Raw genomic sequence first — 13,948 nt, 5'->3', positions numbered from 1 at the left:
GCCAGGATCTTCGCCGAGCCCTCCGTACGCCGGAACGTCAGGGAGCGGCGTTCATCGCGGCGGCGACGCGGTCCGGGGTGAGGTCCTCGAGGTCCTCGGCGACGTACGCGGCCAGGGCGAGGGCGTCCGGGGCCGGCGGGTAACGCGGGTGCGGTACGGCGATCACGCGCATCCCGGCGGCGTGCGCGGACCGCAGGCCGTTGCTGGAGTCCTCCACGGCGGCGCAGCCGACCGGATCGACCCCGAGCCTGCGGGCGGCGAGGAGGTACCCGTCGGGGGCGGGCTTGCCCCGGGCGACCTCCTCGGTCGAGACGGTCGCCCGGAACGACTCCGCGAGCCCCGTACGGTCGAGGACGACGTCGATGAGCGCGCGCGGCGAGGAACTGGCCAGTCCGAGGGGCCAGCGGGACGCCAGCCGCCGTACGGCCTCGACCGCGCCCGGCATCAGCGGGACGCCGTCCTCGTAGCGGCGGGCCATCTGCTCGACGACGCCACGGGCGACCTCGTCGGCCGGCATCCGGACGCCGAGTTCGCCGCTCAGGTAGGCGGCCCACTCGGAGGTGCTCATGCCCATCAGGCGCTGCTGGGTGTCGGGCTGCCACCGCCCGCCGTGGTCGGCGACGAACGCGCGCCGCACCTCCTCCCAGACCGGTTCGGAGTCGACGAGCACGCCATCGAGGTCGAAGACCACAGCATTCACGCCGATAACTCTGCCAGCAGGGGAAGAGTGAGCACGAAGCAGGCACCCTTGTCACTGTCGGTCAGCGTGAGCGTGCCGCCGTGCGCGTGGGCGATCTCGCGGGAGATCGCCAGGCCGAGGCCGCTGCCGCCCGGGTCGCGCTGCCGCGCGTCCGGCAGCCGGATGAACCGTTCGAAGATCCGTTCCCGGTCGGCGGGAGGTATCTGTTTGCCGTCGTTGAAGATTTCGACTACCGCCTCGCTCTCCTGCCGCCGTACGGTGACGGTGACCTCGGAGTCGGCGTGCCGCGCGGCGTTGTCGAGGAGGTTGGTGAGCACCCGGCTGATGTCCAGCCGGTTCGCCCGGACCACCGCCCCCGGCTCGGCGATCACCTTTGCGGTGATCCGCCGGGGCACGCGGCGTACCTCGCGCTCGGCCAGGTCGCCGACGTCGACGGGGCCGTTGCGGCTGGGCAGGCCCGCGTCGCGGCGCGCGAGCGCGAGCAGTTCGGTGACGATGTTCTGCAGCCGGTCGATGTTCGTCAGGGTCCGGCCCAGCGCCTCGCGCAGGTCGGTGCCCTCCGGGTCGATCAGCGCGATCTCCAGCTCGGCGCGCAGCCCGGCGATCGGGCTGCGCAGGTCGTGGGACACATCGGAGACGAGGCGGCGCTGCTGCTCTACGGCCGCCTCCAGCCGGTCGAGGGTCGCGTTCACGGCCATCGCCAGCCAGTAGAACTCGTCGCGCCGCTGCGGCATCGAGACCCTCCGGCGCAGATCCGCCGCGTTGATCGCGTCGAGTTCGTCGCGCAGCGCCTCGATCGGCCGCAGCCTTCGCCCGGCGGCCCACCATCGCCAGACGCCGGCCGCGCCGATGCTGACGGGGATGCCCAGCGCCAGCAGGACGGCCAGGCCGGGACGCGGGAACAGTCCCGGTTCCGGCGCGATCGAGTGGATCGTGAGCGCCTGTCCCGGGCCGGTGACCCGCTGGGAGACCAGCGTGAGGCAGTGGCGCGGGTCGACGCACACCCGCTGCTCGATGCGCTGCCCGTCGGCGGGCCGCCGGGCGCGCAGGGCGGGCAGCCCGGACACGCTCCGGGTGGCCGCCACGACCTGCCCTCGGTCGTTCTGCACCTGGACGAGCTGATGACCGCCGGTGATCACGGGATTGGTCAGCCGCCCCGCGCGGGCCAGCGCGGCCATCTGCCGGGTGGTGTACGTCAGCTCCGTCGAGAGCCGGCTCGTCACCTGGTACTGGATCAGGGCGAGCACCCCGATGTAGAGCAACACGGCGACGACCCCCGTCACCGTCATCGCGACGACGGTGGCGCGCTGCCGGATCGTCTGGTCCCTGTGTCGCACTGGCTGTCCCCCGCGGCCACGGCGCCCCCTGAGCCATGCCACAGCACCGGACAACTACCCAGCGGGGGACTCCCTATGCATTCCGTCACCCCACGGCGTACACCGGCCGCGAAGCGATCGGCCGCTGTCGGCCACCGCGCGGCCCCTGCCGGTGGGCGTGATCGAGGATCGGTGCGGGCCCCCGCGCGGCGAGAGAATCGTCTACCGCCGCCGGTAGATCCGGACGGGTTCCTTTTCGGACGCGTGCGGTGACGACGCGGCTGCATACGGACATGACCGATGGCATGCCCGGTACGTCCGATTCCTTCAATGGAACGTGGCAAAGGTCGCCGACTTGAGGTCGTCCTGACACACGCACTTGTGTCAGAGTTGACACGCGACAGAACACAGGGAAGCGGTGATACTCAACTGGAGGAGACGTACGGTCGCGAGGGCGGTCGCCTGCGGAGGCGGCCCGGCCGTGGAACATCAGGACAACGAATGACTGCCGTCCGCGCCACAGATGGGCGACAATAGCGGCGTTCGATGGGAGGCGGGAGCGCCAATGAAGAAGTACCTGACCTGGGCACTTATAGCCTTTGTCATCTTCTACCTGCTGACATCCCCCAGTGGCGCGGCCCACATCGTGCACAACGCACTCGGTGGGCTGACGTCGGCGGGCAACTCTCTGAAGGCTTTCGTCAACGCACTGTGACCCCCTGTCGGCGCGACGCCGTCTCGCGCCAAGCCCTACGTCCCCGTTGGTCTCGACGTCGCGACCCGGGCGTCTTACCCTGCTCGGCTCCGCAGGTCGCCGCGCGGCACTCTAGAACCAAGTTCTAGAGTGTGCCGCAAGGCCGACCTGAGGGGTGAGCATGGGACCACTGCACGGTGTTCGCGTCATCGAGATCGCGAGCCTCGCACCTGCGCCGTTCGGCTGCATGGTGCTCTCCGATCTGGGTGCCGACGTACTCCGCGTCGACCGTCCGTCCACGGTGGCGGGCGCGGCGACCCTCGTCGGCGGCGCGGCGACCGCGGATCCGTTGAGCCGCGGTCGCCGGTCCATCGGGCTGAACCTGAAGGACCCGGCCGGCGTCGACGTGCTCCTGCGGCTCATCGAGTCGGCCGACGTGCTCGTCGAGGGCTTCCGCCCGGGCGTCACCGAACGCCTCGGCTTCGGCCCCGACGTCTGCCTCGAACGCAACCCGCGCCTGGTGTACGGCCGGATGACGGGGTGGGGCCAGGAGGGCCCCATGGCGACCATGGCCGGCCATGACATCAACTACATCGCGATCGCGGGCGCGCTCGACCCGATCGGCCACGCCGGGGAGCGGCCCGTCCCGCCGCTCAACCTCATCGGCGACTTCGGCGGCGGCGGCATGCTCCTCGCGCTCGGCATCCTCGCCGCGCTGTACGAGCGTTCACGGTCCGGACGGGGCCAGGTCGTCGACGCCGCCATGGTCGACGGCGCCGCCCTGCTGACCTCGTTCATCCACGGCATGCGCGGCCAGGGGCTCTGGCGCGACGAGCGCGGCACCAACCTCCTCGACGGGGGCGCGCCGTTCTACGACACCTACGAGACCGCCGACGGCCGGTACGTCAGCGTCGGCGCCCTGGAGCCGCAGTTCTACGCCGCCCTGCTGCGCGGCCTCGGCCTGGCGGACGAGGACCTGCCCGCCCAGCTCGACCAGGAGCGCTGGCCCGAGCTGCGGGCGCGCTTCACCGAGGTCTTCAAGCAGCGCACCCGCGACGAGTGGACCGCGATCTTCGACGGCACCGACGCGTGCGTGGCGCCGGTGCTCGGCCTCGGCGAGGCCCCCGCCCACCCGCACAACCGGGCGCGCGACGGCTTCGTGGAGATCGGCGGAATGGCCCAGCCCGCCCCCGCGCCGCGCTTCGGCCGTACCGGGGCCGAGACGCCCCGCCCGCCGGCTCGGCCAGGCGAGCACACGGACGCCGCCCTCGCCGAGATCGGCCTCACCGAGGACGAGATCGCCGCCCTCCGCACGAGCGGCGCCATCGCCTGATCACTCACCCGGCCGTACCGGACGACGCCGCCGGGGACGGCGTCGTCCGGTACGGCCTTCGCGGGCGCGGCCCGCGGTGAGGCGTCCGTCAGGCGGACTTCCAGACGTAGCCCACCGGGCCGTCCGAGTGCCAGCCCTTCTTCACGAGCGCCTTCGATTCGCTACGGGTGACGGGGCCGACGTGGTGGGGCGGTCTTCGGTGAAATGGGCAGATTACACCGGGCCGTCTCCGTCAAATGCAGGATCTGCGCGGGCGTCGCGTCCGTCATGCTCACCTCATGAGGTCCATCCGCGTCCTCATCGTCGATGATCACGCGCTCTTCGCCGAGGCGCTCGCGGCCCGGCTGGCCGCGGAACCCGACCTTGAGGTGCTCCCCGTCGCGGGCGACGTCCGCCGCGCCGCGGCGCTCGTGGCCACCGAGTCGCCCGACGTCGTGGTGCTCGACTTCGTCCTCGGTGAGGAGAGCGGGCTCGAGGCGCTCGATCTCCTGCGGCGACGGCGCCCGGAGGTGCGCGTCGTGATCCTCAGCGCGATCATCGACGTCGCCCCGATGGTGACCGCCCTGCGGCACGGCGCGGTCGCCTGGGTGCCCAAGACGGAGAGCGCCGACCTGGTCGCGCGGGTGATCCGCGGCGCGGCGGGCCGGGGCGGGTGGGTACCGCCCGACGTCCTCGGCGACGTGCTGCGCCGCCTGGTGGCCTCGGGCGAGCAGGGCGGAGGTGCGCTCGCCGAGCTCACGCCCCGCGAAGGCGAGGTGCTGCAGGGCATGGTGGACGGGCTGAGCCGCACGAGGATCGCCGAGCGCCTCGGCCTGTCCGCGAACACGGTCCGCACTCACACCCAGAACCTCCTGGCGAAGCTCGGCGCGCATTCGGCGGTGGAGGCCATCACCATCGCCATGCGCGCCGGGGTGACGCCGACCGATCCGGGCGAGGACCCCCCTCTCTGACACGCGTTTCCATTAAGACGCCCGAATTTCAAGCACGGTTCACTCACAGTGACGGAGTGACCACCTGTGGCCAGGTCCGGTCTGGTTGCGGCCACTCGCCTGGACACCCGCGTCGTACAGGGTGACCGTCGATACGGTCGGTCACTTCAAAGACGGGGGTCTTCGATGATCAGTGCAACGGCACGGTCCTCGCCACCACAGGCGTCCGCACGCGCAGGCCGCGTCGCGGATCCCACCGGCACGCCGCAGGCGTCGCTGCTCGACACCGACGACGCCCGGTTGTGGCGCCGGCGGGTCCGGCACGACATCCGCCACGAACTCGGCACGATCATCATGCTCGCGTCCGCCGTCGCGGTCTCCGACGACATCGGCCCGGTCAGCCGGGAGCGCGTCGAGGCGCTGATCGGCGAGACGCGCTGGCTCGACCACCTGCTCCGGCAGCTCGAGGCGGAGGAGGAGGGTCCCGTGCCGGCCGGCCCGGAGCGGGTGCCCGTGGATCGGCTCGTCGGTGAGATCGTGGCCGGGCTGCGGCTGTCCTCGCCCCGCCGCATCTCCTACGCGGCCGACCCGGCCTGGGCGCACATCGATCCGCTCGCGCTCTGGCGCGCGGTTCGCAACGTCCTGGACAACGCCCACCGCATCGCCCGTGACCACGTCGAGGTGCGCGTCGGTGTGGAGGCGGACTGGACGGTCGTCCAGATCGACGACGACGGCCCCGGGTTCGGGGCGGGGCCGAGCGGCCTGGCCTCCCTGGGCCTGGGGATCGTCAGCGACCTGGTCGCCGAGTACGACGGTCTGATCGAGATACGGGGGTGCGAGCTCGGCGGGGCGCGGGTGCGGATCCTGCTGCCCTCCTCGGAGGGCCCATGAGGGTGCTCGTCTGCGACGACCACGCCGTGTTCGCCGACTCGCTCGCCGTCGTGCTGCGCGAGAAGGGACACGACGTGGTCGGCGTCGTCTACTCCCCCGAGGCCGCGCTGCGGCTGCTGCCGGGCGTACGCGCCGACGTGTGCCTCATCGATCTGCGGTTCCCGACCGGCTCGGTGCTGGGCAGCCTGCCGGAGCTCGTCGCGGCGGCTCCCGACACCCGGTTCGTCGTGCTGACGGGCTCGGCGGATCCCGGGACGGTCGAGACGGGGCTGGCCGCCGGGGTGCGGGGCTTCGCCCACAAGGGTCAGCAGGCCGGCGAGATCGTCGACCTGCTGGCCCGGGTCCACGCCGGCGAGGTCGTCGTCGACCCGGAGGCGGCCGGCCGGCTTCCGGCGCGTCCCCGCACCGAGGCCCAGCGGCTCGCGAACTACCTCACTCCCCGCGAGCGCGAGGTCCTCACCCGCCTGGTCCGGGGCGAGAACACCGCGGCGCTCGCCCGCAGCATGCGGATCACCCACAGCACCGCCCGCAGTCACGTGCAGAGCGTGCTCACCAAGCTCGGCGTGCACTCCCAGCGGGAGGCCGTCATCGTCGCCGCGCGGCACGGGCTGGTCAGCGTCAGCACCGGTGAGTGGCTGCTGCCCTGATCACCCGGCGTGTCCCGTTCCGGCGGTCCATTGCCGGAGTCACTGCGGTCACTCCCGCCCCATGCCCATTCGTGCGCGGTCCGGGCGATGTACGATCAGCAAAGCTCAGACGTGGCAAGTGGTCTAATCGTTGACCTGCGCCCTGCCCCCCGCTCTGAGCAACCGGTGGAGGAGGCGCGGGTGAGCAGGTACGAACGCTGGAACGACCTGCTGTCGCTACTGGCGGGTCGGGGACGGCTCAGCGTCGAGGAGGCCGCCGCCGAGCTGGCCGTCTCGACGGCGACCATCCGCCGTGACTTCGACCAGCTCGCGCAGCAGCAGATGCTCACGCGCACCCGCGGCGGCGCGGTCGCCCACACGGTCACCTACGACCTGCCGCTGCGCTACAAGAGCGCCCGGCAGGCCTCGGAGAAGCAGCGGATCGCGGCGGCCGCCGCCGAGCTCGTGCAGCCGGGCGCGGTCATCGGCGTCAACGGCGGCACCACCACCACCGAGATCGCGCGGGCCCTGGCGACCCGCGCCGACCTGCACGCGGAGAACGGCGCACCCGCCATCACGATCGTGACGAACGCCCTGAACATCGCCAACGAGCTGGTCGTACGACCGCATGTGAAGATCGTGCTGACCGGCGGGGTGGCGCTGCCGCAGTCGTACGAGCTGGTCGGGCCGCTCGCCAACGGGGTGTTCGACCAGGTGACCCTCGACATGGCGTTCCTGGGCGTCAGCGGCATCGACGTCGAGCGCGGCGCCACCTGCCACAATGAGGACGAGGCGAACATCAACCGGCAGATGGCGCTCCGCGCCGAGCGGGTCGTCGTCGCGGCGGACAGTTCCAAGCTGGGCGAGCGCGCCTTCGCCAAGATCTGCGGACTCGGCGAGATCGACATCCTCGTCACCGACGCGAGCGCCGACACCCGCGCCTACGAGGAGGCCGGCGTCAAGGTCGTCCCCGCCTGAGGCCGGGACCGGCGGGCCGCCCGCCGCCGGCCGGGGCCGGAACGGGCACGACGCGGGGCGTCCGGCCGAGGGTCAGGACCAGCGGGAGGCCGGGCGTTGCCGGGGCTCGCCGTCGATCTCCAGGTCGACCCGCTCGTTGAAGAAGCACACCAGGTCGCGCACCCGCTCGGCGTCGTGCAGCGGCTCCTCGTACGTCCACGCGACGTCCTCGCCGCCGTACGCCCAGTAGCGCGCCCGTCCCTTGTACGCGCACCAGGTGGCGGTGTCGGACGGCTGGAGCAGGTCGAGACGCACGTCCTCGCGCGGCAGGTAGTAGCGGACCGGCAGGCCGGTCTCGAACAGCACCATGGGCCGCTCGGACTCGGCGAGCACGGTGCCGCCCACGCTCACCCGTACGCGCCGGGAGCCGCGCAGCACGTCGATCCGGCTGTACGGGTCGTGCGGGTGACCGAAGACCTGTTCGTCCTCTTCGTACCAGGCGTCCATGGCGTCCCAATAGAAGGCGACGAAGCCCTTCAGCCAGGGGGCGATCGGGTCGGGGTACCCCCACACGGCGTTCTCGGCGGTACGGCCGCCGGCGGACACCGTCCAGTACGAGGCCTGGCCCTTCACCGGGCAGTGGGTCGCGTGGTCGGTCGGCCGCAGCAGGTCCATGCGCACGTCGGCGACCGGGAGGTAGTAGACCGGCAGCAGCCCGGTCTCGAACAGCAGGTGCGCGCCGGTGCTGTCGGCGATCGTCTCGCCGCCGAACTCCACGCGGATCCGCTTCGGGGTCGGTTCGAAGTAGAGCAGGTGGGGCGGGGCCGTGACGTCCCCGTTGAACACTCCGGCGGGCCTTCCGGACAGCGGGGCTCCAGGCAGCGTGAGGCTCATGTCCGGGAGAACCTCGGCCTCCGAGGAGGAATTCCGCGACCGCGTCAACGGGCCTCGGTCCCGACGGGGATTCCGGTGGCGGCCGAAACCGGCCCTTGGTCTGGAAGCGGCGTGCGGGATACGGTCCTTAGACGCGGGAGGGGAACTCATGACTCAACGACGAGTCGCCACGCCGGTCTCCGATACCGAGATGATCTACAGCGCCGACACCTACGTGCGGGGGGTGCCCTACGACGCGCTGGCACGGTTGCGCGGCTCCACGCCGGTCGTCTGGATCGAGGAGCGCCCGGTCGACCACGGATCCGCCGGCCCCGGCTTCTGGGCGGTGCTCCGGCACGCCGACGCGTGCCACGTCCTGCAGAACCCGAAGCTCTTCGCCGCGCGCGGGACCGCGGACAAGGGCCTCGGCCACGGTCGCGGCAGCGCGCCCCCCGCGGACCCGCCCGTACGCTCCCGGCTCCGCAGGCGGCTGCCCCGGGCGTTCGGCGCGCGCACCATCGACGGCCTGGCCGACCGCATCGAGCGCCGGGCGTGCGCCCTCGTGGACGCGGTGGCCGAGAAGGGCGAGGCGGACTTCGCCACGGAGATCGCGGCGGAACTGCCGCTGCTCAGCTTCGCCGACCTGCTCGGAATCCCGGAGACCGACCGGTGGCTGCTGTCCGACTGGTCCGACCGGGTAACCGGCCGCCCCGTCGCCGGCTACCCGGTCGGATACTCCCCCGAGGTCGCGGCCGACACCGCCACCTGCACCGAGATGGCCCGCCGGGCGGTCACCGCGCGGCCCCAGGGGCCGCTCGATCCCGCGACGGCCGATTCCGCGGAGCCCGGCGCCGCCGCCCCACAGGAGCGCAGAGAGCTGCCCGACCTGCGCCTCTACGCCGGCGAACTCGCCGAGTACAAGCGCCGGCATCCCGCCGAGGACCTCATGAGCGTCCTCGTGCACCAGTCCGGCGGCAAGAACGGCCCGGTTCCGGTGGAGGAGTTCGAGAACCTCTTCCGGCTGTTCGCGGCGGCGGCGACCGACACCGTCCGCGGCGGGCTGTCCGGCGGAATGCTCGCCCTGCTGAAGAATCCGGCCGAGGTCGAGCGCCTGCGCGCCGACCCGGGCCTGCTCGACGCCGCGGTCGAGGAGATGCTGCGGTGGTGGTCCCCGCTCATCTGCGTCGATCGTACGGCCGCGACCGACACCGTCGTGGGCAACGTGCCGGTCCGCAAGGGCGAGCGGCTCGTCGTCTGGCTCGCCTCGGCCAACCGCGATGAGCCGGTCTTCCCTGATCCCGCGCGGTTCGACGTCGGACGCGCCCCGAACGAGCACGTCGCGCTCGGCCACGGGCCGCGCGCGTGTCTGGGGACGCACCTGGTCCGGATGCAGATGCGCGCCATGTTCGCGGCCGTCCTCGGCCGCTTCGACGCGATCGAGCCGGCCGGCGAGGCACGGCGGCTGCGGTCGAACGTCCACAACGGCATCACGCACCTGCCGATCCGCTGGAACCCTCGCAGCCGCCCGTCTGAGGCGTGCGGAGCACGCACGCCCTAGATCAGGGGCCCTCGTGGGCCAGGTGCGCGCTCATCCACTGCAGGGCGCTCGGCGTGACCCGCTTCCACGTGTGCGGGTTGTGACCGCCGCCCGGAACCAGGATCTTGTCCGTGGCCATGGGCGCCGCGGCCAGCTGAAGGAACTTCCGCGCCTCGCCGAAGTCCTTCTCGCCGTCCGGGCTGGTGGTGACGAGCACGGAGATGGGGGGCGGCGGCAGGTGCTGCAGCCGCCAGATCAGGCTGTTGTCCGACTTCACCTGCTTGCTGCCGGCGTAGAGGTCGGCGGTCTGCCAGTCCTGCCGCGGGTAGAAGTAGCCGGCCATCGAGACCGCCGCGGTGAACCGGTCGGAGTGCGTCATCGCCAGCTTGACCGCGCAGTACCCGCCGGTCGAGTCGCCCATCACGCCCCAGCTCCGGGAGCCGGTCGCCAACCGGTAGGTGGACGCCAGGCTCTCGGGCACGTCCTGGGTGTAGAAGCTCAGCACCTGCGGGCCGCCGGGCACGTCCGTGCACTCGGTGTCCCTCGGCATCACCGACGTCGGTGTCGGGCGCATCATCACGATGACCATCGGCTGGACCCGCCCCGCGGTCATCTCCTTGGTGGCGGTCTCCGGCACGCCCAAGCGGGTGATGAGCTGCTCGGGGACGCCGGGGAAGCCCGTGAAGTCGTACATCACCGGGAAGTGGCGCTTGCCGAACTTCTTCTGGAAGTACTGCGGAGGCAGGTAGACGTACGCCTGCGTGGTCAGCCCGGTGCGCTCGCCCCGGACCTCCACCTGCTCGATCTGGCCGTCCTTGGCGGGGTTCGCCTTCTTCTTCTGGCCGATGGTCGTCATCTGGCGGGCCAGCGGCCGTCCGGTGCCCTGGGGCTTGCTCGGGCCGCTGCTGTTGTTGTTCAGCTGCACGTTGACGCCCTGGTTGTTCGTGCCGAACAGGTCCGACCAGGAGGCGTAGAACAGGAAGTAGTTGTTCACCCCGGCGAGCAGCACGAAGATCAGGGTGACCTGGGCGGTCAGGAACAGCCCGATCCGGGCAAGGAACGCGCCGATGCCGGAGCCGGCGAACTTCGGCCACCACCAGATGGTCGCGGCCGTGGCGGCAACGGCCACCACGATGAGAAAAGCGAAGAATCCCCCGCTCGTCAGTCCCACTGGTGCCCTCTCAGATCCGGCTCGCCCCCCGAGGGCACGCGCCTGAAACTCATCGAACTCTCAGCGTGGCTCAACGCCGCGCTCAGCCGACTACGGTATCCGCGATCACACGCTCTCCATCACAAGATGCCTGAGGCACGAGAAAAGTTGCCCAGAAGCCGCAAATCGGCCGAGATCAACCAGTATCCGCACTGGAGGGCTATCGGCCGGTAAATCATAGGGGGCGGCGCGACTACTCCCCGGGGCGTACGCGGGATGCCGACTTCGACCGGATGCCCGCCCGCGCAGCCGCATCCTAGAGTGCAGGCGTGAGTACGCGATGGCGGCCCGGCGCGCTGGCGGTCTGGGTGATCCCGCTGGTCGTCGGCTTCATCCAGGTGATGGGCTCCACGGGCGCCGACGCGAACATGCGTTACCAGGCCCGGCACCTGGACGCGCTCGCGTACGCGCTGCTCGTCGCCGGGCCGGTCGCCCTGCTCGCCCGGCGGCGGCTCCCGGTCGCCGCGCTCGCGGTCGTGTTCGCCGTGACCGACTGCTACATCCTTCGCGGTCACGTCCTCGGACCGGTCTTCCTGAGCATGGTGGTCGCCATCGTGGCGGCGGTCGGTGCCGGGCGTCGCGTCGCCGCCTGGATCGTCACGGGCGCGGGGTTCGCCGTGCTCAACGGCGTAGGCGCGCTCACGCCGTTCGGGCCGTTCCGGCTGCGCGCCTGGCCGGCCACGCACGCCCTGGTCATGCTGATCTGGCTGCTGCTGGTACTGACCGGCGCCGAGCTCGTGCGCATCCGCAGCGAACGGGCGGCCGAGGCGCGTCGTACCCGCGCGGAGGAGGAACGCCGGCGGGCCAGCGAGGAACGCCTCCGCATCGCGCGGGAGCTGCACGACGTCCTCGCGCACAACATCTCGATGATCAACGTTCAGGCCGGGGTGGCCCTGCACCTCATGGACGAACGGCCCGAGCAGGCGCGAACGGCCCTGGCCGCGATCAAGGAGGCCAGCAAGGAGGCACTGACCGAGGTCCGCTCCGTCCTCGGCGTCCTGCGCCAGGTGGACGAGGACGCGCCCCGGGCGCCGACCGCGGGCCTGGGCCGCCTCGACGATCTGGTCTCCCGCGCGCGGGCGGCGGGCATCACCGTACGGACCCGCGTGACCGGGCGGCCGTACCCGCTGCCCGCCGGGATCGACCTGGCGGCGTTCCGCATCCTCCAGGAGGGGCTGACGAACGTGACGCGGCACGCCGGGCCGGGCGTGACCGCGACGGTGCGCGTCGCGTACGGCGCGGGCGAGCTTCTCCTGGAGGTCGAGGACGACGGGCGCGGCGCCCCCGGGGACCTGCCCGGCGGCGGTGACGGCATCCCCGGGATGCGCGAACGCGTCACCGCCCTCGGCGGGGAGATGACGGCGGGGCCGCGGCCGGGCGCCGACGGGTTCCGCGTCCGCGCGACCCTCCCGGTGCCCGTGGACGGCACGCCGGCGGGGACGTCCGCCCGGGATGACACGAGGACGCCCCATGACCAGCATGTGGGGACGCCCGGCCGGGACGACGCGAGGACATCCGACGATCAGCACGCGGGGGCACCCGCCCGGGACAAGGAGCACGATTGATCCGCGTACTGCTCGCCGACGACCAGGCCCTCGTCCGTGCGGGGTTCCGGGCGCTGCTCGACGCGCAGCCCGACGTCGAGGTCGTCGGCGAGGCCGGGGACGGCGCCGAGGCCGTACGCCTGGCCTGCCGCGAGCGCCCCGACGTCGTGCTGATGGACATCCGGATGCCGGTGCTCGACGGTCTGGCCGCGACGCGCGAGATCGTCGGCGACGCGCGGCTGACGGACACCCGGGTCGTCATCCTCACGACCTTCGAGCTGGACGAGTACGTCTTCGAGGCGATCCGCGGCGGGGCGAGCGGCTTCCTGGTCAAGGACACCGAGCCGACCGACCTGATCCGGGGCGTACGGGAGGTCGCCTCCGGCGACGCGCTGCTGTCGCCGAGCGTGACCCGGCGCCTCATCGCGGAGTTCGCCGCGAAGGCGAGGAAGCCCCGCTCCGCGGCGGAGCTGCGCGGCCTGACCGACCGGGAGCGCGAGGTCATGGCGCTGGTGGCGGAGGGGCTGTCGAACGAGGAGATCGCCGGACGCCTGGTCGTCAGCCCCGCGACCGCCAAGACCCACGTGAGCCGCACGATGGTGAAGCTGCACGCCCGCGACCGCGCCCAGCTCGTCGTGATGGCGTACGAGACGGGCCTGGTCAAGCCGGGCTGGCTGCAGTAGGACGCGACGGCCGGCGTGCGGCCGTACGAGCGCGTGGGCCCGCCCGGTCGCCGCACCGGCGTGCCGCGACCGCGGGACGCGGCGCGGCGGGGACGGGCGTACGGTCACCGCACCGGCGTGACGCATTCGCACGGCGCCGGCGCCCAGGCCGACGCCGACCGGGTGGCCAGGCGGAACCAGACCGTCTTGGACCCGGCCGCGTACGACACGCCCCAGGCGGCGGCGAGCAGCATCGGCATCAGCAGCCCGCGGCCGCTGACGCTGAGGTCGTCGGCCTCGCGGGGGGCCGGGAGCAGCCGCGCGGGGTCACGGTCCACCACCTCCACCTGCACGGAGGAGTCGTCCACGCGGCAGACCACCTCGAACGGGGTGCCTGCGTGCGTGATGGCGTTGGTGGCCAGTTCGCTCGTCAGCAGCACCGCGTCGTCGAGCGCGTCCTCGGCGCCCCACGCGATGAGCGTGTCCCGGACGAACCGGCGCGCCTGCGCCACGGCGGTGCGGTCCGCCGGATAGGCCGCCCGCACAGTCGTATGCACGGGAGCTCCCTTCACGAAGTGTCTCGCCTCACCTGCGCCTTACATCGTGACAGAGAGTGTTGATCGATTACTCAATGTAAGAAAATTGGCGACGGACTCGACCGTCACCGCGCCGCGTC

At 72.1% G+C, this 13,948-nt stretch carries 14 protein-coding genes; 9 read left to right on the top strand and 5 right to left on the bottom strand.

Annotated features, from left to right (window positions below; genetic code table 11):
* Window positions 1–37: 37 nt before the first annotated feature.
* The gene (locus tag AB0L00_RS04490; RefSeq protein ID WP_364428208.1) at window positions 38–700 is read right to left on the bottom strand and encodes an HAD family phosphatase; all 663 of its coding nucleotides are present in this window, start codon (window positions 698–700) and stop codon (window positions 38–40) included.
* Entirely contained in the window at window positions 697–2,037 is a 1,341-nt protein-coding gene (locus AB0L00_RS04485) for a HAMP domain-containing sensor histidine kinase (RefSeq protein WP_364428205.1), read from the bottom strand. The genes AB0L00_RS04490 and AB0L00_RS04485 overlap by 4 nt, the downstream gene beginning before the upstream one ends.
* A 544-nt stretch (window positions 2,038–2,581) precedes the next feature.
* Here AB0L00_RS04485 and AB0L00_RS04480 point away from each other — a divergent pair.
* From AB0L00_RS04480 to AB0L00_RS04455, 6 genes are all read left to right on the top strand, one after another.
* Window positions 2,582–2,731, top strand: coding sequence for a hypothetical protein (locus AB0L00_RS04480; RefSeq protein ID WP_345360328.1), 150 nt, complete (start codon window positions 2,582–2,584; stop codon window positions 2,729–2,731).
* A gap of 160 nt (window positions 2,732–2,891) precedes the next feature.
* Complete coding sequence (locus tag AB0L00_RS04475; RefSeq protein ID WP_364428203.1) at window positions 2,892–4,043, top strand: CaiB/BaiF CoA-transferase family protein; 1,152 nt, start codon at window positions 2,892–2,894, stop codon at window positions 4,041–4,043.
* Between the two features lie 278 nt (window positions 4,044–4,321).
* Window positions 4,322–4,993 (top strand): response regulator transcription factor, encoded by a 672-nt coding sequence (locus AB0L00_RS04470; RefSeq protein ID WP_364428200.1) that lies wholly within the window; start codon window positions 4,322–4,324, stop codon window positions 4,991–4,993.
* A gap of 165 nt (window positions 4,994–5,158) precedes the next feature.
* Entirely contained in the window at window positions 5,159–5,863 is a 705-nt protein-coding gene (locus tag AB0L00_RS04465) for an ATP-binding protein (protein WP_364428197.1), read from the top strand.
* A complete protein-coding gene (locus AB0L00_RS04460) occupies window positions 5,860–6,510 on the top strand; it encodes a response regulator transcription factor (RefSeq protein ID WP_364428195.1) in 651 nt (216 codons plus the stop codon). Before AB0L00_RS04465 ends, AB0L00_RS04460 begins: the two co-directional genes overlap by 4 nt.
* Before the next feature lie 180 nt (window positions 6,511–6,690).
* Window positions 6,691–7,467, top strand: coding sequence for a DeoR/GlpR family DNA-binding transcription regulator (locus tag AB0L00_RS04455; RefSeq protein WP_364428192.1), 777 nt, complete (start codon window positions 6,691–6,693; stop codon window positions 7,465–7,467).
* 72 nt (window positions 7,468–7,539) lie between these two features.
* On the opposite strand, the gene AB0L00_RS04450 is transcribed toward AB0L00_RS04455, so the two are convergent.
* Window positions 7,540–8,340: a DUF427 domain-containing protein gene (locus AB0L00_RS04450; protein ID WP_364428190.1), complete on the bottom strand. Its 801-nt coding sequence runs from the start codon at window positions 8,338–8,340 to the stop codon at window positions 7,540–7,542.
* A gap of 148 nt (window positions 8,341–8,488) precedes the next feature.
* Here AB0L00_RS04450 and AB0L00_RS04445 point away from each other — a divergent pair, with 148 nt between their 5' ends.
* Window positions 8,489–9,877 carry a cytochrome P450 gene (locus AB0L00_RS04445; protein WP_364428187.1) on the top strand — a complete coding sequence of 463 codons (1,389 nt, stop codon included), beginning with the start codon at window positions 8,489–8,491 and terminating at the stop codon, window positions 9,875–9,877.
* A gap of 1 nt (window position 9,878) precedes the next feature.
* Here the strand turns inward: AB0L00_RS04445 and AB0L00_RS04440 are convergent, their stop codons facing one another.
* On the bottom strand, window positions 9,879–10,985 hold the full coding sequence (locus tag AB0L00_RS04440) for an alpha/beta hydrolase-fold protein (RefSeq protein WP_364428184.1): 1,107 nt from the start codon (window positions 10,983–10,985) through the stop codon (window positions 9,879–9,881).
* Window positions 10,986–11,335: 350 nt separating this feature from the next.
* On the opposite strand from AB0L00_RS04440, the gene AB0L00_RS04435 reads away from it, so the two are divergent.
* Both AB0L00_RS04435 and AB0L00_RS04430 read left to right on the top strand, forming a co-directional pair.
* On the top strand, window positions 11,336–12,631 hold the full coding sequence (locus tag AB0L00_RS04435) for a histidine kinase (protein ID WP_364428181.1): 1,296 nt from the start codon (window positions 11,336–11,338) through the stop codon (window positions 12,629–12,631).
* Window positions 12,628–13,293, top strand: coding sequence for a response regulator transcription factor (locus AB0L00_RS04430; protein WP_364428178.1), 666 nt, complete (start codon window positions 12,628–12,630; stop codon window positions 13,291–13,293). The genes AB0L00_RS04435 and AB0L00_RS04430 overlap by 4 nt, the downstream gene beginning before the upstream one ends.
* A 104-nt stretch (window positions 13,294–13,397) precedes the next feature.
* Here AB0L00_RS04430 and AB0L00_RS04425 read toward each other — a convergent pair whose 3' ends face one another.
* On the bottom strand, window positions 13,398–13,829 hold the full coding sequence (locus AB0L00_RS04425; protein ID WP_364428175.1) for an ATP-binding protein: 432 nt from the start codon (window positions 13,827–13,829) through the stop codon (window positions 13,398–13,400).
* Between the last annotated feature and the right edge of the window lie 119 nt (window positions 13,830–13,948).

The organism is Actinoallomurus sp. NPDC052308 (genome assembly GCF_040679195.1).
Classification (GTDB): domain Bacteria; phylum Actinomycetota; class Actinomycetes; order Streptosporangiales; family Streptosporangiaceae; genus Actinoallomurus; species Actinoallomurus liliacearum.
Note: the sequence above shows the minus strand (reverse complement) of the source record. Positions and strands in the feature narration are given on the sequence as shown.

Coding starts and splice junctions, on each gene's coding strand:
- AB0L00_RS04480 (WP_345360328.1), top strand. CDS start 2,582: ATGAAGAAGTACCTGACCTGGGCACTTATAGCCTTTGTCATCTTCTAC.
- AB0L00_RS04475 (WP_364428203.1), top strand. CDS start 2,892: ATGGGACCACTGCACGGTGTTCGCGTCATCGAGATCGCGAGCCTCGCA.
- AB0L00_RS04470 (WP_364428200.1), top strand. CDS start 4,322: ATGAGGTCCATCCGCGTCCTCATCGTCGATGATCACGCGCTCTTCGCC.
- AB0L00_RS04465 (WP_364428197.1), top strand. CDS start 5,159: ATGATCAGTGCAACGGCACGGTCCTCGCCACCACAGGCGTCCGCACGC.
- AB0L00_RS04460 (WP_364428195.1), top strand. CDS start 5,860: ATGAGGGTGCTCGTCTGCGACGACCACGCCGTGTTCGCCGACTCGCTC.
- AB0L00_RS04450 (WP_364428190.1), bottom strand. CDS start 8,340: ATGAGCCTCACGCTGCCTGGAGCCCCGCTGTCCGGAAGGCCCGCCGGA.
- AB0L00_RS04445 (WP_364428187.1), top strand. CDS start 8,489: ATGACTCAACGACGAGTCGCCACGCCGGTCTCCGATACCGAGATGATC.